We start from the raw sequence: 24655 nt of genomic DNA on the forward strand, positions 1-24655 counted from the left end.
CTGGCCATCGGCGGCGGCACGGCGGTGGCGGTGAACTTCCGCGAGACGGCCCCGGCGGCCGCCTCGGCCACGATGTTCCTTGGCCCCGACGGCCAGGTGGACCGGTCCCGCGCCACCCGCAGCCTGCTCAGCACCGCCGTGCCCGGCAGCGTCGCCGGCCTGGCCCTGGCCCAGCGCTGCTACGGCCGTCTGCCCCTGGCCCAGGTGATGGCGCCGGCGATCCGGCTGGCGGCCCAGGGCTTCCCGGTGAGCCGTGAGCTGGGCGATTCCCTGGCCGCCGCCGCCCCGCGGCTGCAGGCCGATCCTGTCTCCCGAAGCCTGTTCCTGCCGCCGCCGGTCCCGGGCACCGTGTTGCGCCAGGGCGAGCTGGCGGCCAGCCTGCGGCGCATCGCCGCCGAGGGGGAGCGGGGCTTCTACACAGGGCCGGTGGCCGACGCCCTGGTGGGCGCCATGGAGCGGGGTGGCGGCCTGATCACCCACGGCGATCTGCGCGCCTACCGCGCCCAGCTGGTGCGGCCCCTGCGCCGCGAGTTCCGCGGCCATCCGGTGCTCACCATGCCGCCGCCCGGGGGCGGGCTCACCCTGCTGCAGCTGCTGGGGATCCTTGAGCCCTTCGACCTGGCCGCCACCGGCCTGAACAGCGCCGCCAGCCTCCACCCCATGGCCGAGGCCATGAACCTGGCCTACCGCGACCGCAACGCCCTGCTCGGCGACCCCGACCAGGTGCCGGTTCCGGTGGAACGGCTGCTGTCGCCGGCCCACCTCGATCGCCTGCGCCGCCGCATCGATCCGCAGCGCCACACCCCGGCTCCGGCCCTTGAGGCGGCCGCCGCCACAGAAGGCACCAACACCACCCATCTCTCGGTGGCCGACCGGCAGGGCGGCCTGGCGGCCCTCACCACCACCCTCAACTTCCCCTACGGCAACGGCATCAGCGTGCCGGGGATGGGCTTCCTGCTCAACAACGAGATGGACGACTTCACCGCCCTGCCCGGCAGCGCCAACGCCTTCGGTCTGCGCCAGGGGACGGCCAACGCCATCGCACCGGGCAAGCGCCCGCTCAGCTCCATGGCCCCCACCCTGGTGTTCCGCCCCGATGGCCGCCCCTGGCTCGCCACCGGCAGCCCCGGCGGCAGCCGCATCATCACCACCATCCTCCAGGTGCTGCTCAACCGGATGGTGCACGGCCTCAACCTGGCCGGTGCCGTGGCCGCCCCCCGCATCCACAGCCAGCTCTGGCCCGACCGGATCGATGCGGAGGAAGGTCTCAGCCCCGACAGCCGCCGCCTGCTGGAAGCCATGGGCCACGGCGTCCGCCAGGCCCCGGCCATGGGGGCGGCCAACAGCGTCGAGGTGCTGGCGGGGGGCGGCAGCCTTGGGACGGTGGATCCGCGCCGGGCCGAAGGTCCGGCCGTGGCGGAATGAGCCCCAGCCCTCAGGCCTGGGGAGCCGCGGGGGCGGTGATCAGGTTGAAGGCGGAGAAGGCCAGGCCGAAGCCGAACAGGGTGCCGATGGCCCAGAGGCTGTCGGAGGGCCACTCGGCGATCAGCATCCCCCCCAGCACCACCGTGACGATGCCATCCAGCAGCACCAGGCCCCGGGCCGGCCCGGCGCCGGCGGCGGCGCCCGCCAGCTCCATCACCCCCTCGACGGCCAGCAGCACGCCGATGAACAGGGTGAGGCTCACGGTGCTGGCCACCGGGAAGGCCACCAGACCGATGCCGCCGACCACGTAGAGCACCCCGGAGATGGCGCGGAACACCTTGCTGCGGGTGTCATCGGCCGAGGTGAGCCGCAGCAGCTGGGAGACGCCCGCCGCCGCTGCCACCCCGCCCAGGGCGATGGTCAGCAGGGTGGCCGACACGAAGGGAAGCGCCAGGCAGAGGACGGCCGCCACCAGCAGCAGGCCGGCGGTGACCCAGCGCAGGGTGGGGGAAGCGGGGACGGACAAGGGCTTGGAGAGGCTGGCTGGAGGTTAGGCCGCTTTCCCCGGGCCGACCGCCGGGCTCAGCGGGTGCGGGGCGGGCCGTTGTAGAGGATCGCCACCACCGTGCGACCGTCCGGGGCGATCCTGATCTCCGTTTCCGTGGTGGCCGGCAGCCCCTTGGCCTCCCAGCCGGGGGGGCCTCCGAGGAAGCGGTAGACGAAACCGTCGGCGTCGTTGCGCACCAGGCAGGGATTGCTGGCCGCCGAGGTGCTGAACATGCAGTTGGCCGGGGTGTAGACCGTCAGCCCGCCGTTGCTGAGCACGGCCGCGTTGCGGGCCAGGTTGAGGGCCCGGATCTCGTTGAAGGGGATCCCCTGGGCCAGGACCGGGGCCAGGGGCGCCACCGCCAGCAGGAGCCCGGCGGCGGCGGGCAGCAGGCGGGCGGCGGGCCGGAAACGGAAGGCCATGGGGCTCCTTGCGGGTGTTTCCAGTATCGATGCGCTGGGCGGATCCGCGCCTCGGGGCCGCTGGCCGCCGCAGACTTCCGACGTACGTTGTCGGTTCCGATCCATCGCCTCCGTGATCCGACCTTCGGCAGCGCCGGCGACGCCGGAGGTTCTGGTGCGCCGGCGGCATCGCTTCTACCGCCGGCTGCTGGTGCTGTGTGTGCTGGTGATGCTCAGCCTGGCGTTTCCCCAGACGTTGAGCCTGGTCGGATCGGTGAGCTACCTCCTGATCACGGTCCTCACCACCGTGGAACTGAGCGGCTGCCTGGCCGGCGGGGTCGGGCGTTCCTGGAGCGACCGTCTGTTCCTGGCGCTGGGATGCACCAACCCCTTTCTCCAGCTGTACTGGCTGCTGACCCCCGAGTCCCGGCGGCTGTCCGGGGTGCCCCTGCTGCTGATCACCACGCTGTTCATCGGCTGGAGCCTGGTGCGGCTGGTGCGGAGCCTGGGCCGGGAGCCCCGGGCCACCCGGTCGGTGGTGGTCGGGGCGGTGGCCGGCTATCTCCTGCTCGGCCTCAGTGGTGGCCTGGTGCTGAGCGTGCTGGAGACGATCCAGCCCGGCAGCTTCCTGGCCAACACCGCCGATGGCCAGGCCGCCATCGTTCGCCCCCAGGCGGGGGGGCGCGCCCACAGCGTCTGGGAGCTGGATTTCGCCCGCATCAATTACTTCGCCTTCGTCAGCCTGACCACCACCGGCTACGGCGACATCACTCCGGCCAAGCCGCCGGCCCGCATGGCCAGCGTGGTGCTGGGCATTGCCGGGCCGCTCTACATCGCCGTGATCCTGGGGGTGCTGATCAACCGGTTCAAGGGGCCGGAAGGGGGCGCCCCCGGCAACTGAGAAAGGCCATCGGGCGGCACGGCCCGCTCCAGCCCCACATCCACACCGAGGTGCTGGTCGGGACGGCCGGTGATCAGCAGGGCCGTGCGCTGGCGGGTGGCGATCTGCCACATCCACTTGCTGAACAGGGCGATGCGGTTCTCGGTGTCGGGGATGAAGGCCAGATGGGCCAGGGCCCACAGGATCCAGCCCGCCAGCCCGCTCACGTGCAGCCCGCGCAGATCCGCGACCGCGTACCAGGGGCCGATCACGGCCATGCTGCCGAGGTCGAACCAGCGGAACGGGGCGCTGCGGCGCCCCTCCAGACCCGCCAGGATGTCGCGCGCCACCCAGCCGCCCATCTGCACCGCCGGCCCCGCCATGCCCGGCAGCACCCGGCCGTCGCCGGTGTGGGCGTAGTGGCAAAGGTCGCCCACCGCCCGGATCTCCGGGTGCCCCGGCAGCGAGAAGTCGGCCTCCACCTGCAGCCGTCCGCCCCGGTCGACGGGGGCGCCGGTGCGTTCGGCCAGCAGCCGGCCCAGGCGGGAGGCGCGCACCCCGGCGGTCCAGCAGATCGTGGCGGCCTCCAGGTCGCCGAGGCCATCGTCGCCGGTGTCCGCCTCGCCGGTGGCATCCGGGGGGCGCCGCAGGAGCACCCGGCCCGGTTCGATGGCGGCCACCATGGTGTTCAGGCGCAGCTCGACGCCGGCCCGCTCCAGGTAGGCCGCGGCGTCGGCGGAGAGATTGGCGGCCATCGCCGGCAGCACCCGATCCACCGCATCCAGCAGGATCACCCGGCACTGGGCCCGGTCGAGCTGCTTGAAGTCCCGCTCCACGGCGCGGTGCATCAGCTCGATCAGGGAGCCGGCCAGCTCGCAGCCCGCCGGCCCGGCCCCCACCACCACCACCGACTGCAGGAAGCGGCGCCGTTCGGGATCCCTGGTCTGCTCGGCCTCTTCGAGGGCCATCAGCAGCCGGCGGCGGATCTCATCGGCGTGCTCGAGGATCTTCATCGGCGGCGCCAGGGGCCGCCACTCCTCGTGGCCGAAGTAGGTGCTGCCGGATCCACTGGCGAGGACCAGGTGGTCGTAGGCGTAGCGGTGGTCGTTGAACACCACCTCCCTGGCCTCGGTGTCGATGTCGATCACCTCGCCCAGCAGGATCTGGATGTTGGGGGCCTGGCCCACCATCTGGCGCAGGGGGGACGCCACATCCGCCTCCGACACCAGGCCGGAGGCCACCTGGTACAGCAGGGGCTGGAAGAGGTTGAAGTTGCGCTTGTCGATCAGGGTCACGCGCACCGGCTGTCCCGCCAGCACATGACAGGCCTTTAGCCCGGCGAAGCCACCGCCCACGATCACCACGTGGGGCCAGTCGGCCATGGCGCCGTGGGGCGGATCCAGCTCGAGGAAGAAGCGTTCCGGGGCCATCGCACGCCTCCAGGGTCTCTCAACGTATCCAGATCACTGGGGTAGGGGTTGTAGTAATGGCAGCGGTTTGACTGGTAAGGGAAGGTGTGGTCTGCAGGAAGTTGCTTCGAATCGTGAAAAAAATCACGTCCCCTGCCTCGCCATGTCCCTGGTTAACCCGTTCCCATGGGTCCGTGGCTGCGACGCGCTGTTTTTTACTCTGGCCTGGCTACGCCAGCTGTCTGATGATGCAAGAAAAGTTGTGGGTAGAGTCGTTAATCTTCAGTTGATCTCTCCTGCCAGGTCAGTCCCATTCTGCGGGAATGCAAGGAGTGGAGTTCATCTCTGGAGGTCATTGGCTCCACGGGGCCTTTGACGTACCTTGAATAGCTACGCACCGACCTTGTCACACCACTCCAATCCAGCCAACACCTGAACCGACTTCTCGGCTGGACGTCGCGACGGGCATAGGATGGGACTCGTGTCCTGAATCCGTGCACTTTCGTTGCACAGGCCTGCTGTGGTCGTTGCCCCTCCAACGATGGGAAGCTCGGACGAAAGGCAAGATCTTGGCGTGCTGTTCGTTCATGGCATTGGACAGCAGAAACGGGGATCAACACTCGTCAGCTTTGGGGAGCCACTTTATCGCTGGTTCCAGGAGCGCTTCGATGGAATTGCTCGCAGTTGGTCGTTTACTGGCCTTACCTTTTCCCAGGAGCGTGACTGGCTTGCCCGTAAGGCGCCGAGTTGGAGCGGACCAGGGAATTCTATTGATACCACCAAACACTTCGAGACCCTGAATTGCCTCATCACTGGCCTGTCGATGGATACGCCACAAGGTCCGTTGAAACCGTTGGAGGAGGTGGTGAATGATGCCGCCGGTAACTTCGTATGTGCACGTGCCGTCCTGCGTGATGCCCAGGTAACCACCACGTTTAATGATGCGCCATCCCATGCCCTTCTTGAGCTCCATGCGTTGGACAGGGAGGGCACTCTGCATGAGTCGCGATGGCTGATGGCCGAGTCGTGGTGGGCTGAGTCGTTTGCCGCACCTAGGTTTCGTACGCTGGCCACCTGGCTCATCGCCATCGTGCCTTGGACGATGGGGTCGCACTTCGGTGTTCGTGTCAGGCGGTCGGTCAGGGCTTTCAGAGCTCAATCTGGACTTGCGCGAGTTCCTGCAGTGCTGTCGCTGCTGAAGAACTTTTTGATGCTGTTGTTTTCCTTGCCATTAGCTGTATTGCTCGAGTTATGCATTGCTGCTGTCGTGATGTTTGGTTTGCTGCCCATTCCTGGTCTGAGCCGAGTGCTGCTCGCGATGGAAGGTCTGCTGGCAAGTTTTCTCGGTGACAGTCTGGTGTTGGTGGCGAGTCCGATGCAGCAGGCCGCCATGATCGCTCAGGTGCATCGTGATCTGGTTTGGCTTTCGGAGCGATGCAAGCGTGTGGCCGTGATTGCGCACTCCCAAGGTGGCGCGGTGGCCCACCGAGCGCTGCGCCATGCTCGTCCACCTGAAGTTGCTTTGCTTTTGACGTTCGGATCGGGATTGCGAAAGCTTGAGGAACTGGAGCAGATGTCCAAGGAGAATGATGGTTTCTTCGGCCGTATCTATCTTACTTTTGCGGCTGTTCTGATGATTGGATTCTCGCTGACTGGAGCGAAGATCCTTGGGACGTTTGGAGCCATGGTTGCTGGAATGGCAGGCATCAGCATTTTTGTTTTCTTGGTGTTCATGTATCTCTTCGAGTACCCAGCTCACGCGATTAACTGGTACGGGTCTCAATTCAGGGCGCAGGGCCTATGGTGGGTGGATCTCTATGCCACCGACGACCCGGTTTCCAATGGTTCGTTGATGGATCATGAGTCTGACGTGATTGGGCCAGAGTCAATTGAAATCGTGAATGAACGCTCTCTGGCAAGAGATCACACGACCTATTGGCGGAATACAGAAGAATTTGTTTCCCTTGTATCTTGGGCTCTTGTGCATGTTATTGGTGAGCCGTGGAAGTCACTGAGTGCTCTGCCTACGGGTTCCTATGTTACCGGGAAGGTTCGGCGGAGATGGCGTGTGAGGTCCTTGTCCGCAGCGAACTTGCTTGCGACAGGCTCTGCTCTGGCCGTGGTTTGGTCCCATGCCGGGGCCTGGAGAGGATTGTGCATGTGGACTTTTGCGCAGATGACCAGCGGAGTCAATGTCCTGTTTCCGGGCGTGATTCGACATACGACCCCAGTGCCGCCTAGCAGAGAAGTCTGGTTCGCAACCTGCGGTTCCCTTATCACGATCTACGCATCAAGTCGTGTGTTGCGGTGGCTATGGGAGCGGTGGGGTTCTCATGAGCTGAGTAACTTTTTCGGAGTTCGTCCAGGTGTTGAGTCAGGTGCACCGGTCTCCTCCTGGATTCGGCGTTTCAATCCGACTTCGGCCGACACAAAAACTCTGAATGACATGTGGTTTTTCTTTGCGATGGCTGTGGCTCCAGTCTTTATCGCCATCTGGTTTGCTCCCGCCCTCGTCGGCGGGCATGTGATCAATGTTGGCAGCGCCCTGAATTGGATGGTTGCTGTCGGGCTAGTGGCAAGTGTGATCGTTCTTCTTGGTATGGATCTCGCTGGCGCCCGAGCCAGAAAACTTGCGCGTGAACGAGAGCAGGCTTTGGCCAAAGCGGCATCCAAAGACACCAAAGATGTCTAGACCCTCATCTATCCAGGCCCTCTTTACTCCTGTCATCTGGCAACACCATCTGGCTTCTCCAGCCATATCAAGAACAGCTCCTTCTTGACTTCCTATCGATGTGATCAACGAGCCTGGGGCTGTGGTTGAGGATGGGTGACCAACAGCCCGCCAGGTTGCCCCCCAGCGTTCAGGGCTTGCCGATGGCGGTGAAGGGGGCACAGCGACAGGCTTCGATCGGCTGGATGATCTGTCTGAGCTGTTGGCGGTGCGGGGTTGGCCAGCGAAGATCATCACCCCAGGCGGCCTGGCGTACCAGGGACCCCTTCAGGGATCGGCATCGACCAGTCCATGCTCCACCAGCAGGGACCCGAGCTGAGAGGCGCCACATCCGCCTCCGACACCAGACCGGAGGCCACCTGGTAGAGCAGGGGCTGGAAGAGGTTGAAGTTGCGCCTGTCGATCAGGGTCACGCGCACCGGCCGGCCCGCCAGCACATGGCAGGCCTTGAGCCCGGCGAAGCCACCGCCCACGATCACCACGTGGGGCGATTCGGCCATGGCGCCCTGGGGCTGAACCTCAGGACGGAGCCGTAGGCAGTCCACCACGGCGGCCAGGAGAGGCCGGGGCTGCTAGGTTGAAAATGATTCCCATGACCGGCCCTTTGGGTTCTGCTCCGATGCGCTCGGCCCCTTCCACGGCCCCTGATCGGGATCGCCTCCCCGTCACCGTCCTCACCGGCTATCTCGGCTCCGGCAAGACGACCCTGCTCAACCGCATCCTCACCCACGAGCACGGCCTCAAGGTGGCGGTGATCGTCAATGAATTCGGTGAGGTGGGCATCGACAACCAGCTGGTGATCGATGCCGATGAGGAGATCTTCGAGATGAACAATGGCTGCATCTGCTGCACCGTTCGCGGCGATCTGATCCGCATCATCGGCAACCTGATGAAGCGCCGCGACCGCTTCGATCACCTGGTGATCGAGACCACCGGCCTGGCCGATCCGGCCCCCGTGATCCAGACGTTCTTCGTCGATGAGGACCTGCGGGACCAGCTTCGGCTCGACGCCGTCGTCACCCTGGTCGATCTCCGGCATGTGGAGCAGCACTGGGAGAGCGAGGAGGTGCAGGAACAGCTGGCCTTCGCCGATGTGCTGCTGCTCAACAAGACCGATCTGGTGGAGGCGGAGGCGCTCGAGGCCATTCGCCAGCGCACCCGGGCCATCAATCCCCTGGCCCGGGTGATTGCCACCTGCCGGGCCGATGCGGCCATGGACCAGATCCTGGGCGTGGGGGCCTTCGAGCTCGAGCGGGCCCTGGAGATCGATCCGGAGTTCCTTGCCTCCGACCATGACCACGAACATGACGATGCCGTGAGCTCGGTGGCCTTCATCGAAGAGCGGCCGATGAGTTACAGGAAGCTGGAACGCTGGATCGATGGGCTGGTGAGCGAGCGGGGTCCCGATCTGTTCCGCATGAAGGGCATCCTCCAGATCGATGGCGAGAGCCACCGCTATGTCTTCCAGTCGGTGCACATGCTCATCGACAGCGCCCGGGATCGTCCCTGGCGGGCGGATGAAACCCCCAGAACCGATTTCGTGATCATCGGCCGCGATCTCGATGAACCCGCCCTGCGGGCCGGTTTTGAGGCCTGTGTCGCCTGATCCGGCCATGGCGCCCCCCCAGGCCCTGGTGCAGGAACGTCTCTGTGGCACCTGCGGCAACGCCATCACCACCCAGGCCTGGTCGGCCGATGGCGAGTTCCTGGCGATGGCCACCGCCGGCGGGGAGCTGCTGCTGCTCGACTTCCGGGCGGGCTGCGAGGAGCTGCTGCGCGGCGAGCGGGACAGCAGCCTCGATGTGCTCGGCTTCAGTCCCGACGGCCGTTTTCTGATGGCGGCTGGCCAGAGCGGCGAGTTGCTGCTCTGGGAGATGGGCGGCACGGGGGTGCGGCCGATGGCCTTCGATCCGGTGCCGCTGCAGGCCGGCTGGCTGGATGCGGCCGCCTGGCGGCCCCACGGCGCCCTGCTGGCGTTGGGGGCCGGCCGGCGGGTGCGGCTCTGGGACGGGGAAGCCCGCGCGCTGCGGGAGGAGAGTCAGGAGCTGGAGCGCACGGTGCTGTCGGTGGCCTGGAGCCGCGATGGCCAGCGGCTGGCGGCCGCCTGCCATGGCGAGGTGCTCCTCTGGCGGCCGGACGATCCCGGGGACCTGCCCCAGCGCTGCGCCACCGGCTCGGCCGGCGTGGCCCTGGGCTGGTCCGACCAGGGGACCCTGCTGGCCAGTGGCCAGCTCGACGGCTCGCTGATGCTCTGGCCCGACGGCGCCGCCGGCCGCGGCTGGCAGTTCAGCGGCTTCCCCGGCAAGGTGCGCTCCCTGGCCTGGTGCGATCAGCCGGGGCGCCTGGCCCCCCTGCTGGCCGTGGCCTCCACCGACATCGCCGTGCTCTGGAGCCAGCAGGATCGAGGCGCCAAGGGCTGGAAGCCGGAGCCCCTGGTGCTGCACGAGGGCCGCGTCAACGCCGTGGCCTTCGCCCCCGGCAGCAGCCTGCTGGCCAGCGCCTCCAGCGATGGCACCGTGGCGCTCTGGGATGGCCGCGGCCGCCTGCAGCAACTGCTGGAGGGCGACGGCCAGGGGATCACCTGCCTGAGCTGGCGACCCGATGGCCGCCACCTCGTCGCCGGCGGCGACCAGGGGCAGTGGTGGCTCTGGCCCGTCAGCCTGCCCCCATCCGCCCGTTCTCGCCCCCAGCCTTCCCGCCCCCAGCCTTCCCGCCCACCCCGTTCCGGAGGTTTCGCCCCATGACCCAGCCCCCCGTCCGTCGTCCCGTCCTGGCCCTGGCCGCGGGGCTGTCCGCCCTGCTGCTGGGCTGCCGCCCCGCCGTGCAGGCGCCGGAAGCCCAGGCCGGCCGGGCCGATCGCCCCCGGGTGGTGACCACCTTCCTGCCGATCACCCTGTTCACCCGGGCCGTGGCCGGCGACTGCGCCGAGGTGACCGCCCTGATCCCAGCCGCCAGCGGCCCCCACGATTTCCAGGCCAGGCCTGGGGATGTGGCGGCCCTGAAGAACGCCCGGGTGCTGGTCAAGAACGGTCTGGAGATGGAGTCCTTCCTCGACAAGCTGGTCAAGGGGGCCGAGAACCCCGACCTCAAGGTGATCGACTCCAGCCGCGGCATCGCCACCCTGGAGAACCCGGAGGCGAGCGGTGAGGCCAAGGCCGAGGCCCACGACGACCACGGCCACGACGACCACGGTCACGGCCACGGCCATGACCATGGCCCGATCAATCCCCACATCTGGCTCGATCCGGTGCGGGCCGCCCAGCAGGTGGACAACATCCGTGACGGCCTGATCGCCGCCGATCCCGCCTGCGCCGACGGCTACCGCCGCAACGCCGCCGCCTTCAGCGGCCAGCTGCGCCAGCTCAACACGGAATTCGAGAAGCAGCTGGCGCCGTTCCGGGGCAAGACCTTCGTGGTCCTGCACGACTTCGCCCCCTACTTCGCCGACCGCTACGGCCTCAAGGCCGCTTACCTGGTGGATGTGCCGGAGCAGAACCCCTCGCCGGCGGATCTGGCCCGGGTGGCGGAGACGGTGAAGCGCACCCAGCTGCGGGCCCTGCTCAGTGAACCCCAGGAGGGCAACCGCTCCTTCAACGCCCTGGCCGGGGATCTGGGGATCCGCATCAGCGTCTTCGATCCGATGGAGACGGGCACCGAGGAGTCCTCCCGCAACCCGGCCACCTACGCCGAAGTGATGCGCCGCAATGTCACCGACCTGGTGAGCGCCTTCCGCTGATGGCCGTGCTGGAGGTCGAGGGCCTGCGGGTGGTGCGCGATGGGGTGCTGGCGGTGGACGACGTCAGCTTCCAGCTCGCGGCCGAGAGCGACACGGCCCTGGTGGGGCCGAACGGGGCCGGCAAGAGTTCCCTGGTGGGGGCGATTCTGGGCCTGATCCCCCGCCAGGCCGGGGAGGTGCGGATCCTCGGCCACCGGCTGGGCCCCGCCGGCCAGCTGCCGGCCCAGGTCCGCGCCCAGCTGGCCTTCCTGCCCCAGGCCCTGCCGCTTCAGGGGCGCCTGCCCCTCACCGTGGCCGAGTTCGTCGGCTTCGGCTGGGATCCGCCCGGCCCGCGTCTGCCCTGGAGCGGCGGTGGCGCGCGCCGCTCCGCCGTGCACTCCGCCCTGGCCAAGACGGGCTGCGGTCCCCTGGCCGAGCGCCTGCTGAGCGAGCTCTCGGGGGGGCAGCTGAAGCGGGTGCTGCTGGCGTTCTGTGTTGTGCGGCCGCGGCGGCTGCTGGTGCTGGATGAGGCCCAGGCCGGCCTGGACGCCCCCTCCACCGAGCAGTTCCACAGCCTGCTGTTCGACCTGCGCCGCAGTGAGGGCTGGACCGTCCTGCAGGTCTCCCACGACCTGGACATGGTGCGGCGCAGCTGCGACCAGGTGCTGTGCCTCAACCGCCAGCTGCGCTGCAGCGGCCATCCCGAACTGGCCCTGTCCCGGGCCCAGCTGGAGCGCCTCTACGACCCGGCCGACCTTCCCAGCCATCCCCGGCGCCAGGCACCCATGGGCCGTCCCCGGATCGGATGACGGAGTTCTCCCCGTTCAGCGCCGTGATCGGCCAGCCGTTCATGCAGCGGGCCCTGGTCGGCGGGCTGCTCACCGGGGCCCTGGGCGGCCTGCTGGGCAGCTTCGCGGTGCTGCGCCAGCTGTCCTTCTTCAGCGATGCCCTGGGCCATTCCGCCCTGCTGGGCATCAGCCTGGGCATCCTGCTGGGGCTCAACCCCACCCTGGTGCTGATCCCGTTCGCGGTGCTGTTCGCCCTGCTGGTGAACCTGCTGGTGCAGCGCAGCCAGCTCCCCACCGATGCCCTGCTGAACATCGTCTACTCCACCTCCCTGGCCTTCGCCGTGGTGGCCCTCAGCCTGGTGACGACCTACAAGGGCGGCATCCAGCAACTGCTGTTCGGCGACATCCTCGGCATCTCCTGGCTGGACCTTGCCCTGATCGCCGTGCTGCTGATGGCGGCGGTGGCCTACCTGCTGGTGAGCCTGCGGGCCCAGGTGCTGGTCACCCTGCATGCCGATCTGGCCGGGGCCTTCGGGGTGGGCAGCCAGTGGCACCGGATCGCCTTCATCCTGCTGCTCGCCGTGGTGGTGGCGGTGTCGATCAAGGCGGTGGGGGTGCTGCTGATCAGCGCCTTCGTGGTGATCCCCGCCTGTGCCTCCCGGCTGGTGAGCCGCCGCTTCGGCACCTACCTGGTGCTCTCTTCGGTGATCGGCGGCGGCTGCGCGGTGCTGGGGCTGCTCGGCTCGGGCCTCACCAACCTGCCGTCGGGCCCCTGCGTGGTGATCGTGCAGTTCTTCGGATTCCTGCTGGCCCTGCTCTGGAGCCTGAGGGGGCGGCCTCAGCGGCTGCGGGCCAAGCCGGCCGTCACCTCCTGACCGGCCGCCAGCACGATGCCGGCGCAGGCCTCGGCATCGGAGAGGGCATCGTGGTGCTGGAGCGGCAGACCCAGATGCCGGCACACATCCGGCAGCCTGGTGGGCCGCAGATTCCAGGCCTGCCGGGCCACCTGCACGGTGCAGACGAAGGGCTGGGCCGGGGGGCGCAGGCCGGCCTGCTCGCAGCAGGCCCGCAGCACACCGGCATCGAAGCTGGCGTTGTGGGCGGCGATGAACTGCGCCCCATCCAGGCAGGCCGCCAGCTGGGGCCAGAGCTCGGCGAAGCTGGGCGCATCGGCCACCTGCGACCAGCTGATCCCGTGGATGGACGTGAACAGGAACGTTCGGCGCGGCGGCCGGATCAGGTGGTGCTCGCGGCGCACGATCTGGCGCCCCTCCACCCGCACCAGGGCGATCGAGCAGGCACTGTCGCGGCCCTGATCAGCCGTCTCGAAATCCAGCGCCACGAAGCAACCCTGGGGACCATCCACCAGGCCAGCGCCGATCGCCGGCGCGGCAGTGGGCCGGTATCGGGACAGGGCGGCTTCGGCGCTGCGCAGAAAGCGCCGCTCGTCGCGGTCAAGGTTCGCGGCACCCCAACGGCTGCGGTAGGCCCACAGTCGTTTGTAGCGACGCACATCCTGCTCGGCCCAGCCCGCCTCTCGGAGTTCTTCGCTGCGGCACGGGTTCTCCATCGGCATGACGGGCGGAGTTCTCCCGATCCTGCTCACTGAAGGCCGCGACTGGTCGGAGCGACGGGTTCGGATGGCACAGGTACGGGTGTCTCCAGGGCCGGTGCGGCAACGGTCCCGCCCTTGGCGACGGCCGCCCGGGGCGGCCCACCGAAGCGCCAGCGCAGTCCGGCGCCGTAGCTGAGTTCATCGACGTTGCTTCGGAAGGAGCCGGCCACCCCGGCGTAGAGGGAGAACTGGTCGGAGGTTTCCAGTTCCACGTTCAGACCGACGGTCAGGTCGTCGGCACCGCGGTTCTGGCCCAGCACCTCGATCGCTCCCAGGGCCGGGACCTCCGCGAAGGAGGCCGTCAGCTGCTGCTCCTGATCGGGATGGGTGCCCCCGTAGGTGTCATACGCGTAGCCCAGCGAGAGCCGTGGGATCAGGCGGGTGCTGCTGCTCAGCTGCAGCGGGGTTTCCAGGGTGAAGCCGATGCCGAAGACAAGGGAATCGGCGCTGTGACCATCGACGCTCAGATTGAGCGACTGGGCGCCCGATTCGGAGAAGCCCCCCTGGTTGTAACGGCTGTAGGCCACCGTGGCGTTAGGCCTGAGCCGGACGGCGTTGCGATCGGCCTTGTCCGCCGAGAGGATCCAGTCGTATTCGGCCTGCAGGGCCGTGGTGAAGCCCGTACCGCCAAAGCTGGCGGTGGCGATGCGGTCAAGGCTGCCGAAGTTGATGCTGCGGTTGGCGCTGGACTGGAAGTTGGTGTAACCGACCATTCCCTTGATCTTCCAGGGTTTGGATGGTCGGTAGAGGCCCCAGAGGCTGCCGCTGTAGGTGTCCGAGCTGATGGAGGCGTTGGCATACTGAATGTTGTAGAGATTCGCCTGGCCATAGCCGAAGTTGGCTCCCACGCTCCATTGCCTGGAGACGTCGTACTGGAGGCCGTAGCTGCTCTGGAAGATGTTGTAGTCGAGGGAGGACAGATCGTTGGTGCCGGTCATGCTCGCCTGGGTGTTGGTGGCATCGATCAGCAGCGACCAGCGGCTGGCCTGGGGGATCTTCAGGGGCTGGCAGTCCAGGGGCCGTGGATCGCGGTCGGCGGGGATCAAGGTGCCGTCCGCGGCCCGGCACACCTCCGCTTCGGTGAACAGCCGGATGGCCTGGGTGCTGTCGCCCAGGGAGAGGGTCTGGCGGCGAAACTGCTCCAGCGCCGCCAGGGCCACCGTCTGCATCGAGGCATAGGGCTCGGCGGTGATGGAGTGGAGGGCCTGGTTCAGCTGGGCCCGGTTGGGGAGGCTGTAGAGGGCTCCGTAGACCGCGATGAAATCCGGTGTGACAGCAGCCGCCAGGGCCTGGTTGCTGCTGTAGCCACTGAAGCCGCCATTGATGGTGGGGATGGCAAAACCACCCCGGAGGCCCTGGCTCGCGGCCGCGTACACCGAAGACATGCCGGCATCCAGGGCTTTGGCCGTGGGGATGCTGTTGCCATTGGGCCCGTTGGCTCCTGAGGAACCACCCACGGTCAGGTTGTATTGACAGGCAGCGGCATTGCCGGTGTTCGCCGTGCACTGCTGCAGCAGGGTGGGGATGCTTCCGGTGATGGCCTGGGTCAGGGCGCCACCCGTCGGCTTCACGGCGGCGATCGTGGCGATTCCAGGCGGGGTGTTGGTGGGGATCACCGAGCCCGTCGGGCTGAGCTGCAGCCAGCCAAATTGAAGTTTGTCGGGATCGGCGACGGCCGTGCCATTGGCGAGCAAGGTGAAGGCCGCGTCCTCATCACGCACGAACCGGAAGCCGCTGGTTCCCACCACACCGCCGGTATCGGCAAAAAGGCCCGGGTCCCCGCCGACCGTGCCAAGTGGAACGGTCACGGCGGTGTAGACCATCCCGGGGGTGATGGGGGCTCCCTGAAAGCTCGTCAGACGCAGGTTTCCCTCCAGAAGCAGAAACTGCCCGACACCGGAGCCCGTCAGTTGCAGCAGATCGCTCTGGCCGGATCCGGCCACATCGATGGCCAGGGTGGCGGACGTGTCCTGGAGATAGGAGCCTCCGTTGATGGTCAGGGTGCCGATGCTCTGCTGACCCGGAGACACCGTGCCGAAGTTGAGGACATTGGCGCTGATGACGCCGTTGCCTCCCAGCAGCGCATTGGGTTGGATCAGCACATCCGAGGTGCTGGTGCCGTTGAGGATCAGGCTTCCGCCATTGATGAGCGTCTGTCCGGTGTGGCCCAAGGCGCCACTGAACACCTGGGTGTAGCTGCCGTCCTTGATCAGGTTGCCGCTGCCGCTGATGTCCACACTGGAGTTCCGCGTGAACGGGGCATTCAGGTTCAGCGTGAGGTTGCCGGCTCCCAGTTCGATGGCACCGGCACCACCGAGGGCCTCAATGGTCTGGTTGTTGTCCCTGAGGCGGAGGCGTCCATTGCCAAAGAGGATCAGCTCGGTGCTCGTGGGCAGGGCATTGGTGATGCCGATGTCCACGGTGGCGTTGTCCCAGATGGACGTGAGGCCCTGATAGGTGCTTTGGCCGCTGAGAAGCACAACAGCTCCGTTGGCACCCGAGTTTCTGAAGTTGATGCTGCCCTGGAGGCCGGCCTGATCCGCGAACACACCACTGAAGGTGGCGTTGTTGCCAGCGGCATCAATGGCGTTGGTGCTGGAGTCATCCAGGCTGAAATTGTTGGCCACCGTCGTGCCGGAGGCCGACACCGCCAGGGTGCCGCCCTTGAACTGGGGCAGAAGCCTGCCGGCGAGCAGGCTGGAGGTGGTGTTGATGCTGGTGCCGTTGTTACCCGGCAGGATGGGACCGGCCAGGGGCCGCGGAGCCACCACTTCCTTGGCCAGCCACGTGGTGCTGAAGTTGGACGTGCCGGTGAGGCTGTTCCAGCTTCCCCCTCGGGCATAGGACAAGTTCAGGATCGGATCCCACACAAATCCATCAAAAGGAAGCGCGCTTTCGTTGAACTGGGCAGCACTCCCTGACTGCCAGACAAAATTGGGCCCCAGGCCAGTTCCCAGGGAAGAATTGGGAAGTCCCAGCTGGTCTCCTGTGGCTGCCGAAAGACTCTGGGCCAGCTGAGCATTGCCGAACCAGGAACTCTGCCGGAAGTCCGTGGATCCATTGCAGCCGCTCAGGATCGTGCCAGGGGCGAAACACTGGGAGAGATCGACGGTGTAGATCGTGCCGTTGAACTTCACTTCCAGCGGTGCGGCAGCGGCCGGCTCGACCGGGCTGAGGAACGCCGAAGCCACCAGCAGGGCCAGGGCGCCGGGGGCCGTGTCCTTGATCAGCACCTGCCAGCCCCGCCGTCGATCCGGAGCCCTCCGGTTGTCATGACTGGCACCGGGGTGCTCGATGCGTTGGCCGATGGGCTGACCGAGTTGTTCATCCTGAACGCTGGCCATCTGTCTCTGATTCCCTGCCTTTCTCATCCGCCGTTGGCCGCTTCCGGCATCGTATCGGGGTGCGAGTTGTTCACAACTCTCGCCTGTTCGATGTGATCTTTGTTGATCTCTTGCTGCTCAAGATGTAACGAAAACGCAGGTTGTGGTTGGCTGCCCTCCAGCAGCCGTCGGCGGTGATGGCCGGGCCCGGGGCTCAGGATGCGGCGGTCTCTGGATGGGCTTGCCCCAGGGATGCCCTGCAGTGCTTTCCGTGGCGGGCGTTGGCCCGGTTGCCGCCCAGCAGCAGCGGCACCAGCAGCCTCTTCAGCCGCTCCAGGAAGCCGATCCGCCCCGCCTACTCGACCTGCCGGACTTCGATGGTCGCGATCGGCAGGTGGTTGCTGGCTTTGCAGACGGCGGAACCCCTGCCCGTGCCGCCGTCCTTGCTCCGGCTGGTGAACGTCCATGCGAAGGTGCGCTGCGCGCCGTCATCGCCGGTTTTCGTAAACGGGCTGGTCAGTTTGTAGCTGGCTGGATGCAGCAGCTTGTTCTTCACCAGTTGCTCGCAATCCGCCTGTTGCTCCGGCCGCCGGTCCTTCATGGCCAGCTCGGGGGAGGGTTCGTTTGAGAAGGCCAGCTTGCCGAGCAGTCCGATGGTGACGACGAGGATCAACCCCGAAGCGCCGAGCACGGCCAGGCGCCATCGCGGTGTCCCCTGGCTTCGGGGGCTCCCTTTGCGCGGGCGCCGGGCCTTGCGGTCGTTCCGGCGCGGTTGAGGCTCAGGGCGCTGGCTTGATCGGCCTTGGCTCCGGGATTGTCCCAGGCGCTTCAGCCACAGGGAGAAAGGATGATCGCTCACGCCAGCCCTTCCGCTGGCGTGAGCTGGGGTGGACGGATGGACGGCAACGGAATGCGGCGTTTACCACGACATCACACCATAACAATGGCCTGGCACCATCACGGCGCCATCACCACGCCGTCACTCAGAGTTCGGCGCCGCAGAACTTGCAGTGGCGCGCATCCGGGTCATGCCCGCCCTCGAGGCAGGCCCCGCACACCACCGGGCTGGTCTGGTCCTCCTGCGGCGGCCGCAGCACCGACAGGCCGATCTCGGCGCTGAGGATGCCCGTGGGCACGGCGATGATGCTGTAGCCGATCAGCATCACCACCGAGGCCATGAAGCGCCCCAGCGGCGTCACCGGGGCCACGTCGCCGTAGCCCACCGTGGTGATGGTGACGCAGGCCCAGTAGATGGCCACCGGGATGCTGCGGAAGCCGTCGTTGCCGGCCTCGATCACGTACATGAAGGCGCCGATCAGGATCACCAGCGTCACCATCGCCAGCAGGAACACGGTGATCTTGCGGCGGGCGGCGATCAGGGCGCTCCAGAGGAGTTCGGCCTCCTGCAGGTAGGCCCCCAGCTTCAGCACCCGGAACACCCGCAGCAGCCGCAGCACCCGCACCACCAGGAACAGCTGGCCGCCGCCGATCAGCAGCCCCAGGTAAGTGGGCAGGATCGCCAGCAGGTCCACCAGCCCGAAGAAGCTGGTGGCGTAGCGCCGCGGCTCGGCCACCAGCAGCAGCCGCAGCAGGTACTCGAGGCTGAACAGCAGGGTGAAGCCCCACTCCAGCCCCAGGAAGGCGGTGGCCCAGCGCTGCCGCAGCAGCGGATCGCTCTCCAGCACCACCGCCAGCACGCTGAGGGCGATGGCCAGCATCAGCAGGGCGTCGAAGGCCTTGCCGGAGGGGGTGTCCGTCTCGAGGATGGTGCGCTCCAGCCAGGGGCGCTCGACCAGCCGCACCAGGGCCAGGGCCACGACGGCCAGGCCGCCCAGCAGGAGCGGCACCAGCAGGGGCTCCAGCAGCGGCACCTGCAGCATTGTTAGCCGCTCCCCAGGTAGGAGGCCCGCAGCCCCGCATCGGCCAGCAGGGCGTCGGCGCTGCCCTCCAGGCCGATGGCGCCGCCCTCCAGCACCACGCCGCGGTCGGCGATCTCCAGAGCAGCGGTGGCGTTCTGTTCCACCAGCAGTATCGACAGGCCGCCTGCGTGCAGCGCCGCCAGGGCGGCCATCACCTCGGCCACCAGCTTCGGTGCAAGGCCCAGGCTCGGCTCATCCAGCAGCAGCAGGCTGGGCCGGCCCATCAGGGCCCGGGCGATCGCCAGCATCTGCTGCTCGCCGCCCGAGAGGTTGCCGGCCAGCTGGCGGCGCCGTTCCGCCAGGCGAGGGAACAGGCCGTAGCAGCGCTCCAGGTCGGCGGCGATGCCGGCCCTGTCGCGGCGCAGCCAGGCCCCCAGCTCCAGGTTGGTGGCCACGGTCTGGCGGGCCAGCACCCGGCGGCCCTCCGGGCAGTGGCCGATGCCGAGGCGCACCGTGCGGTGGGTGCTCACCCCCGCCAGGTCGGCGCCGCGCCACAGCACCTGGCCGGCGGCGGCGCCCACCAGCCGGGAGATGGCCCGCAGGGTGGTGCTCTTGCCGGCGCCGTTGGCCCCCAGCAGGGCCACCAGTTCCCCCTCCCTCACCTGCAGATCGAGGCCCCGCAGGGCGGTGAGGGCGCCGTAGCGCACGGTGAGGCAACGCAGCTCCAGCAGCGGCGCGCTCATCGGCCGTCTCCGCCGGCACCGCCCGAACTGCCACCCGAACTGCCGCCCGAACTGCCCAGATAGGCCTCGATCACCCGTGGATCGGTGCGCACCGCGGCGGGGCTGCCCAGGGCGATGCGCCTTCCGAAGTTGAGCACCGCCAGCCGGTCGCAGAGCTGCATCATCAGCGGCACGTGGTGCTCGATGATCAGCACCGTCAGGGTGAAGTGTTGGCGGATCGTGCCGATCAGCCGCCGCAGGTCGTCCTTTTCGGCCGGGTTCATGCCGGCGGCGGGTTCATCCAGCAGCAGCAGTCGCGGCGCCGTCGCCAGGGCCCGGGCGATCTCCAGCCGGCGGCGGTCGCCGTAGGGCAGGTCCCCGGCCCGCTGCTCCGCCAGGGCCTCCAGCTCCAGCAGGGTCAGCAGCTCCATCGCCCGCTCCTGCAGCTGCCCCTGCTGCCGGCGGAAGGCGCCGCTGCCGAGCAGGGACCCCAGCAGGGGGGCACGGGCGGCGTGGTGCAGGCCCACCAGCACGTTCTCCCGCACCGAGAGACTCTCGAACAGGCGCAGGTTCTGGAAGGTGCGGGCGATGCCGAGGCGGTTGAGGCCGCTGGCCCCCAGGCCCGCGGTGGGCGCGCCCCGCCACAGGCAGCGGCCGCCGCTGGGGGGGGTGAGGCCGGAGATCACGTTGAACAGGGTGGTCTTGCCGGCGCCGTTGGGGCCGATCAGGCCGAAGATCTCCCCCTCCTCCAGCTCCAGGCTCACCTGATCGAGGGCCAGCAGGCCACCGAAGCGGCAGCTGACCGCCTCCACCTGCAGCAGGGGAACGGGGCCGGTGCTGTCTGGGGTCTGGTTCATGGAGCCTGGGGAGCCTGACGGCCCCGGTGGCGCCCTCGTCCCAGCCGGGCGGCCAGCCAGTGCAGCCGCTCCGCCGTGACGAGCCCCTGGGGGAAGAACAGCGGACCCAGCAGGATCACCGCGCCGAACAGGATCAGGCGCAGGTCCCCCACCGGCCGCAGCAACTCCGGCAGGGCGGTGAGCACCAGCCCCCCCAGCACTGGCCCCGGCCACAGGCGGGAACCGCCGAAGACCACGAAGGCCAGGGTGGTGATGCTGGCGTCGAAGCTGCCGGCCCGGGCGTTCCAGGAGTTGAAGAAATGGGCCGCCAGGGCGCCGGTGACGCCGGCGAGCACGGCGCTGGCCACGAAGGCGATCAGCTTGGTGCGGGGGGTGTCGATGCCGACGCAGGCGGCCGCCAGTTCGTCGTCGCGGATGGCGGCCATCGCCCGCCCCAGCCGCAGGGCCTCCAGCCGCTGACACAGCCAGCAGGCCAGGGCCAGCAGCGCCAGGGTGAACAGCACGTAGCCCTCGGCATGGGCGAAGGGCTGGGGGATGCCGAAGATCCCCATGGCTCCACCGGTGAAGGGCAGGTTGAGGTTGAGCACCCGCAGGATCTCCACCAGGGCGATGGTGGCGATGGCCAGGTAGATCCCCCGCAAGCGCAGCACCGGCCCGCCGATCGCCAGGGCGATCAGCCCCGCCAGGGCCCCGCCCAGCACCATCTCCGCCAGCAGGGCCGGCAACGGTGAGGTGGCGCCGCTGCCGGCGAAGGCGGGGACGCCGGTGGAGAGCAGGGCGGCCACGTAGCCCCCCACCGCATAGAAGCCCGGGGTGGCCAGCGACAGCTGTCCGCAGCGCAGCGGCAGATACACCGAGAGCGCCAGCAGGGCGCCGAGGAGCATCTGTTCGAGCAGGGCGGCGTCCATGGCCCTCACACCTTGGTGGGCAGCGGCCGGCCCAGCAGCCCCCGGGGCCGCAGCAGCAGCACCAGGAACAGGAAGCCGTAGCTGACCGCATCCTTGTAGCCCGACCAGTCAGCCGGGACGAACGCCTCCGCCAGCCCGACGATCAGGCCGCCCAGCACCGCCCCCGGCACGCTGCCCAGCCCGCCCAGCACCAGCACCGCCAGCCCCTTGAGGCCGTAGCCGATGCCGAAGTAGGGCCCGGCGATGCTGACGCTCAGCCCCACCAGGCCGCCGGCCACCCCGGCCAGGAAGCCGCTGAGTCCGAAGGCCAGGCGCACCATGGCTGTGCTGTCGATGCCGAGGAGCTGGGCGGTTTCGGCGTCCTCCGCCACCGCCTGCAGCCCCTTGCCGTTGCGGCTGCCCTCCAGCCACAGGGTGAGCAGGGCCAGCAGCAGCACCGCGATCCCCAGCAGCAGGGCCTGGACCGTGCGCACCCGGGCGCCCAGCAGGGGGAAGGAGGCCGGCAGGCCGCCGAGGGCGCCGGTGGGGATGGCGTAGCTCTCCGCCCCCACCAGCAGCTGGATCAGGTTCACCAGGATCACCCCGGCCCCCAGGCTGGTGATCAGGGCCAGCAGCGGATCGGCCCGGCGGCGGCGCAGGGGGCGGAAGGCCACCCGCTCCACCAGCAGGGCCACCAGGGCCGCCCCCAGCCCCGCCAGGGGCAGGGCGCCCCAGAAGGGCAGGGCGAAGGGCAGCTGGAAGCCGGCCAACAGACCGTTGGCCCCCACCGCGCCGCCGATCAGCAGGTAGGTGAAGTAGGCCCCCAGGGTGAACACCGCCCCATGGGCGAAGTTGATCACCCCCAGGACCGAGAACACCAGGGTGTAGCCGAGGGCGAACAGCCCGTAGACCGCCCCCACCGACAGACCGTTGACCAGGATCTGGAGCAGGTCCACCCGGCGATCACTTCAGCAGGGCGAAGCGACCGCTGCGCCCGCCCGGATCCATGCGCACCTGGGCCACGAAGAACTGGCTCTGGATCACCTCACCCTCCGGGGTGAAGCGGATCTCCCCGAGGGGGGTGGCGTAGGTGCCGGCCAGGATCTCCTCCATCAGGGCCTTGCGCGCCGCCGTCAGGGTGGCGCCTTTCAGGGGCTGGCGTTTGTCCAGCCGCACCAGGGCGTCGCCGATCACCTGCAGGGCCGTGTAGGCCTGGGCCGTGAGCTGGGGCGGGATGGCGCCGCCCTTAGCCGCCTGGAAGGCCTTGAGGAAGGCCGTGTTGGCGGGGGTGTCGAGTTCGGGGCTGTAGGCCTGGGCGATCAGCAGACCGTCGCAGTACTTCTGGCAGATCGGATAGATGTTGGGGGTGTTCATGCCGTTGCCGGCCACGATCAGGCCCTTGTAACCCAGCTCCCGCAGCTGGCGGATCAGGTTGCCGCCGTCCACCGCCTGGAGCGACAGCACGATCAGGTCGGGCTTCTCCCGCAGGGCGGCGCTGATCTGGTTCTGGAAGTCCTGGTCGTTGAGCTGGGTGCGCTGCACCGTCACCGGATCGAGGCCCTTCTCCTTGAGGGCCTTCTGGAAGATGGTGGTCTCGGCGGTGCTGTAGGCGTCGTCCTGGGCGTAGAACACCGCCGCCCGCTTCAGGCCCGGCTGGATCTTCAGGGCCCGCTCGATGGCCAGGGGTGCGATCACCGAGCTCTGGGCCGAGACCCGGCTGATGAAGAAACCGATCTCCGGGATGCCGGTGGCGGTGTTGGAGGGGGCCACCACCGGCACGCCGCGACGCTGGGCGATCGGATCGGCGGAGAAGGCCTGCTGGGAGAGGGTGGGGCCGATCAGGGCCAGCACGCCCCGGTTGATCTGCAGGGTGAAGGCCGCGTTGGCCCCCGGTTCGTCGCTGCCGCTGTCCTCCAGGGCCAGCTTCAGGGGGTTGCCGTTGATGCCACCGGCGCCGTTGCGGTGCTGGAGCGCCAGCTCGAGGCCGATCTTCTGGTCCTGGCCGTAGACGTTGGCGTTGCCCGTCAGGGCCAGCACCGCCCCCACCGGCACGCCGCCGGCCACGTCGACGGGCTTGCTGCCGGGGTCAGCGGCGCAGCCCGCCAGCAGGGTCAGGGTCAGCAGCCCGGTGCCGACCCCCAGGAGACGACCGACGCTCACGCCAGCGACAGGAAGACGTCGCGGAAGGCGTCGATGGTGGCGTCGATGTCGGCGTCGCTGTGGGCCAGGGAGGTGAAGCCGGCCTCGAAGGCGCTCGGTGCCAGGTAGACGCCGCGCTCAAGCATGCCGCGGTGCAGGCGGCCGAAGCGGACCGTGTCGGCGGCCTTGGCCTGCTCGAAGTTGTGCACCGGCCCCTCGCAGAGGAAGAAGCCGAACATGGCGCTGATGCTGCCGCCGCAGAAGGGGATGCCCGCCTCGGCGGCGGCGGCGCGGATGCCGTTGATGAGCCGTTTGGTGATCGTCTCCAGCCGCTCGTAGGTGCCGGGCTGGCTGAGCAGCTGCAGGGTCTTGATGCCGGCGGTCATGGCCAGGGGATTGCCGCTCAGGGTGCCCGCCTGGTACATGGGGCCGGCGGGGGCCACCATCGCCATGATGTCGGCCCGGCCGCCGTAGGCCCCCACCGGCAGGCCGCCGCCGATCACCTTGCCCATGGTGGTGAGGTCCGGGGTGACGCCGAAGCGGGCCTGGGCACCGCCGTAGCTGATGCGGAAGCCGGTCATGACTTCGTCGAACACCAGCAGGGCGCCGTTCTCCTTGGTCAGTTCGCGCAGGCCTTCGAGGAAGCCGGGCTCGGGGGTGATGAAGCCCGCATTGCCCACCACCGGCTCCAGGATCACCCCGGCGATCTCACCGGGGTTGTTGGCGAACAGCTGCTTGACCGACTCCAGGCAGTTGTAGGGGGCGGTGAGGGTGCCGGCGGTGACGGCGCGGGGCACACCGGGGGAGTCGGGCAGGCCGAGGGTGGCCACCCCGGAGCCCGCCTTGACCAGGAACATGTCGGCGTGGCCGTGGTAGCAGCCCTCGAACTTGATCACCTTCTCCCGGCCGGTGAAGGCGCGCATCAGCCGCAGCACCGCCATGCAGGCCTCGGTGCCGGAGTTCACGAAGCGCACCATCTCCACCGACGGCACGGCGGCGATGACCAGCTCGGCCAGCTCGTTCTCGAGCACGCAGGGGGCGCCGAAGCTGGTGCCCTTCTCCAGGGCCTGGTGGAGGGCGGCGATCACCTCCGGGTGGCTGTGGCCGCAGATGGCGGGCCCCCAGCTGCCGACGTAGTCGATGTAGCGGTTGCCGTCGACGTCCCAGGCGTAGGCCCCCTTGACGCGGTCGAAGACGATCGGCTGGCCGCCCACCGACTTGAAGGCCCGCACGGGGGAACTGACGCCCCCGGGCATGAGTGTCTGGGCGGCGGCGAAGATCTCCTCGGATCGGGTGGTGAGGAGGGAAGGGGCCGAGGCGGGCGCTGAAGGGGTGGCCGAACTCAAGGCGGGATCCG

At 68.5% G+C, this 24655-nt stretch carries 21 protein-coding genes and 1 pseudogene; 8 read left to right on the forward strand and 14 right to left on the reverse strand.

Annotated elements, in window-relative coordinates; all coding sequences use genetic code 11:
* The coding region (gene ggt, locus CJZ86_RS00335; protein WP_233133741.1) for a gamma-glutamyltransferase at nucleotides 1-1425 on the forward strand (1425 nt) is incomplete at its 5' end.
* 10 nt (nucleotides 1426-1435) lie between these two features.
* Here the strand turns inward: ggt and CJZ86_RS00340 are convergent.
* On the reverse strand, nucleotides 1436-1951 hold the full coding sequence (locus CJZ86_RS00340; RefSeq protein WP_094583980.1) for an HdeD family acid-resistance protein: 516 nt from the start codon (nucleotides 1949-1951) through the stop codon (nucleotides 1436-1438).
* 56 nt (nucleotides 1952-2007) lie between these two features.
* Nucleotides 2008-2394 carry a hypothetical protein gene (locus CJZ86_RS00345; protein WP_198960035.1) on the reverse strand — a complete coding sequence of 129 codons (387 nt, stop codon included), beginning with the start codon at nucleotides 2392-2394 and terminating at the stop codon, nucleotides 2008-2010.
* Nucleotides 2395-2506: 112 nt separating this feature from the next.
* Here CJZ86_RS00345 and CJZ86_RS00350 point away from each other — a divergent pair, with 112 nt between their 5' ends.
* Nucleotides 2507-3274 carry a potassium channel family protein gene (locus tag CJZ86_RS00350; RefSeq protein WP_233133742.1) on the forward strand — a complete coding sequence of 256 codons (768 nt, stop codon included), beginning with the start codon at nucleotides 2507-2509 and terminating at the stop codon, nucleotides 3272-3274.
* On the opposite strand, the gene CJZ86_RS00355 is transcribed toward CJZ86_RS00350, so the two are convergent.
* Complete coding sequence (locus CJZ86_RS00355) at nucleotides 3202-4683, reverse strand: NAD(P)/FAD-dependent oxidoreductase (protein ID WP_094583982.1); 1482 nt, start codon at nucleotides 4681-4683, stop codon at nucleotides 3202-3204. The genes CJZ86_RS00350 and CJZ86_RS00355 overlap by 73 nt on opposite strands.
* A 520-nt stretch (nucleotides 4684-5203) precedes the next feature.
* On the opposite strand from CJZ86_RS00355, the gene CJZ86_RS16395 reads away from it, so the two are divergent.
* Nucleotides 5204-7354, forward strand: coding sequence for a hypothetical protein (locus tag CJZ86_RS16395; RefSeq protein WP_233133743.1), 2151 nt, complete (start codon nucleotides 5204-5206; stop codon nucleotides 7352-7354).
* 362 nt (nucleotides 7355-7716) lie between these two features.
* Here the strand turns inward: CJZ86_RS16395 and CJZ86_RS00360 are convergent.
* Nucleotides 7717-7893: pseudogene (locus CJZ86_RS00360) on the reverse strand (FAD-dependent oxidoreductase); the annotation flags it as partial.
* A 119-nt stretch (nucleotides 7894-8012) separates the two neighbouring features.
* Between CJZ86_RS00360 and CJZ86_RS00365 the strand changes: the two are divergent.
* The 5 genes from CJZ86_RS00365 to CJZ86_RS00385 are packed head-to-tail and all read left to right on the forward strand — an operon-like array spanning nucleotide 8013 to nucleotide 12771.
* The gene (locus CJZ86_RS00365) at nucleotides 8013-8999 is read left to right on the forward strand and encodes a CobW family GTP-binding protein (RefSeq protein ID WP_094583984.1); all 987 of its coding nucleotides are present in this window, start codon (nucleotides 8013-8015) and stop codon (nucleotides 8997-8999) included.
* 7 nt (nucleotides 9000-9006) lie between these two features.
* Entirely contained in the window at nucleotides 9007-10137 is a 1131-nt protein-coding gene (locus tag CJZ86_RS00370) for a WD40 repeat domain-containing protein (protein WP_143593994.1), read from the forward strand.
* A complete protein-coding gene (locus CJZ86_RS00375; protein ID WP_094583986.1) occupies nucleotides 10134-11129 on the forward strand; it encodes a metal ABC transporter solute-binding protein, Zn/Mn family in 996 nt (331 codons plus the stop codon). The genes CJZ86_RS00370 and CJZ86_RS00375 overlap by 4 nt, the downstream gene beginning before the upstream one ends.
* Entirely contained in the window at nucleotides 11129-11917 is a 789-nt protein-coding gene (locus tag CJZ86_RS00380) for a metal ABC transporter ATP-binding protein (protein ID WP_094583987.1), read from the forward strand. The genes CJZ86_RS00375 and CJZ86_RS00380 overlap by 1 nt, the downstream gene beginning before the upstream one ends.
* On the forward strand, nucleotides 11914-12771 hold the full coding sequence (locus tag CJZ86_RS00385) for a metal ABC transporter permease (RefSeq protein ID WP_094583988.1): 858 nt from the start codon (nucleotides 11914-11916) through the stop codon (nucleotides 12769-12771). The genes CJZ86_RS00380 and CJZ86_RS00385 overlap by 4 nt, the downstream gene beginning before the upstream one ends.
* Here the strand turns inward: CJZ86_RS00385 and CJZ86_RS00390 are convergent.
* The 10 genes from CJZ86_RS00390 to hemL all read right to left on the reverse strand — a co-directional run bounded on the left by CJZ86_RS00390 (nucleotide 12735) and on the right by hemL (nucleotide 24644).
* Complete coding sequence (locus CJZ86_RS00390) at nucleotides 12735-13466, reverse strand: 3'-5' exonuclease (protein WP_094583989.1); 732 nt, start codon at nucleotides 13464-13466, stop codon at nucleotides 12735-12737. The genes CJZ86_RS00385 and CJZ86_RS00390 overlap by 37 nt on opposite strands.
* Nucleotides 13467-13498: 32 nt before the next feature.
* Nucleotides 13499-16855 (reverse strand): autotransporter family protein, encoded by a 3357-nt coding sequence (locus tag CJZ86_RS00395; RefSeq protein ID WP_158219471.1) that lies wholly within the window; start codon nucleotides 16853-16855, stop codon nucleotides 13499-13501.
* Between the two features lie 334 nt (nucleotides 16856-17189).
* Complete coding sequence (locus tag CJZ86_RS00400) at nucleotides 17190-17525, reverse strand: hypothetical protein (RefSeq protein ID WP_143593995.1); 336 nt, start codon at nucleotides 17523-17525, stop codon at nucleotides 17190-17192.
* 292 nt (nucleotides 17526-17817) lie between these two features.
* On the reverse strand, nucleotides 17818-18714 hold the full coding sequence (locus CJZ86_RS00405; RefSeq protein WP_198960036.1) for an ion transporter: 897 nt from the start codon (nucleotides 18712-18714) through the stop codon (nucleotides 17818-17820).
* A 2-nt stretch (nucleotides 18715-18716) separates the two neighbouring features.
* A complete protein-coding gene (locus tag CJZ86_RS00410; protein ID WP_094583992.1) occupies nucleotides 18717-19436 on the reverse strand; it encodes an ABC transporter ATP-binding protein in 720 nt (239 codons plus the stop codon).
* The gene (locus CJZ86_RS00415) at nucleotides 19433-20272 is read right to left on the reverse strand and encodes an ABC transporter ATP-binding protein (protein WP_094583993.1); all 840 of its coding nucleotides are present in this window, start codon (nucleotides 20270-20272) and stop codon (nucleotides 19433-19435) included. The genes CJZ86_RS00410 and CJZ86_RS00415 overlap by 4 nt, the downstream gene beginning before the upstream one ends.
* Nucleotides 20269-21180, reverse strand: a complete 912-nt coding sequence (locus CJZ86_RS00420; RefSeq protein WP_094583994.1) for a branched-chain amino acid ABC transporter permease — start codon at nucleotides 21178-21180, stop codon at nucleotides 20269-20271. Before CJZ86_RS00420 ends, CJZ86_RS00415 begins: the two co-directional genes overlap by 4 nt.
* A gap of 5 nt (nucleotides 21181-21185) precedes the next feature.
* Nucleotides 21186-22115 (reverse strand): branched-chain amino acid ABC transporter permease, encoded by a 930-nt coding sequence (locus tag CJZ86_RS00425; protein WP_094583995.1) that lies wholly within the window; start codon nucleotides 22113-22115, stop codon nucleotides 21186-21188.
* A gap of 7 nt (nucleotides 22116-22122) precedes the next feature.
* Nucleotides 22123-23319 carry an ABC transporter substrate-binding protein gene (locus tag CJZ86_RS00430; RefSeq protein WP_094583996.1) on the reverse strand — a complete coding sequence of 399 codons (1197 nt, stop codon included), beginning with the start codon at nucleotides 23317-23319 and terminating at the stop codon, nucleotides 22123-22125.
* On the reverse strand, nucleotides 23316-24644 hold the full coding sequence (gene hemL / locus CJZ86_RS00435) for a glutamate-1-semialdehyde 2,1-aminomutase (RefSeq protein ID WP_502690408.1): 1329 nt from the start codon (nucleotides 24642-24644) through the stop codon (nucleotides 23316-23318). The genes CJZ86_RS00430 and hemL overlap by 4 nt, the downstream gene beginning before the upstream one ends.
* Nucleotides 24645-24655 lie beyond the last annotated feature (11 nt).

Source organism: Synechococcus sp. BO 8801 (genome assembly GCF_002252675.1).
Lineage (GTDB): Bacteria > Cyanobacteriota > Cyanobacteriia > PCC-6307 > Cyanobiaceae > Cyanobium.

Excerpts from the sequence above, each read along its gene's own strand:
- CJZ86_RS00345 (WP_198960035.1), bottom strand. The coding sequence starts at position 2,394 with ATGGCCTTCCGTTTCCGGCCCGCCGCCCGCCTGCTGCCCGCCGCCGCC.
- CJZ86_RS00355 (WP_094583982.1), bottom strand. The coding sequence starts at position 4,683 with ATGGCCCCGGAACGCTTCTTCCTCGAGCTGGATCCGCCCCACGGCGCC.
- CJZ86_RS16395 (WP_233133743.1), top strand. The coding sequence starts at position 5,204 with ATGGGAAGCTCGGACGAAAGGCAAGATCTTGGCGTGCTGTTCGTTCAT.
- CJZ86_RS00365 (WP_094583984.1), top strand. The coding sequence starts at position 8,013 with ATGCGCTCGGCCCCTTCCACGGCCCCTGATCGGGATCGCCTCCCCGTC.
- CJZ86_RS00370 (WP_143593994.1), top strand. The coding sequence starts at position 9,007 with ATGGCGCCCCCCCAGGCCCTGGTGCAGGAACGTCTCTGTGGCACCTGC.
- CJZ86_RS00375 (WP_094583986.1), top strand. The coding sequence starts at position 10,134 with ATGACCCAGCCCCCCGTCCGTCGTCCCGTCCTGGCCCTGGCCGCGGGG.
- CJZ86_RS00380 (WP_094583987.1), top strand. The coding sequence starts at position 11,129 with ATGGCCGTGCTGGAGGTCGAGGGCCTGCGGGTGGTGCGCGATGGGGTG.
- CJZ86_RS00385 (WP_094583988.1), top strand. The coding sequence starts at position 11,914 with ATGACGGAGTTCTCCCCGTTCAGCGCCGTGATCGGCCAGCCGTTCATG.
- CJZ86_RS00390 (WP_094583989.1), bottom strand. The coding sequence starts at position 13,466 with ATGGAGAACCCGTGCCGCAGCGAAGAACTCCGAGAGGCGGGCTGGGCC.
- CJZ86_RS00395 (WP_158219471.1), bottom strand. The coding sequence starts at position 16,855 with ATGGCCAGCGTTCAGGATGAACAACTCGGTCAGCCCATCGGCCAACGC.
- CJZ86_RS00405 (WP_198960036.1), bottom strand. The coding sequence starts at position 18,714 with ATGCTGCAGGTGCCGCTGCTGGAGCCCCTGCTGGTGCCGCTCCTGCTG.
- CJZ86_RS00410 (WP_094583992.1), bottom strand. The coding sequence starts at position 19,436 with ATGAGCGCGCCGCTGCTGGAGCTGCGTTGCCTCACCGTGCGCTACGGC.
- CJZ86_RS00415 (WP_094583993.1), bottom strand. The coding sequence starts at position 20,272 with ATGAACCAGACCCCAGACAGCACCGGCCCCGTTCCCCTGCTGCAGGTG.
- CJZ86_RS00420 (WP_094583994.1), bottom strand. The coding sequence starts at position 21,180 with ATGGACGCCGCCCTGCTCGAACAGATGCTCCTCGGCGCCCTGCTGGCG.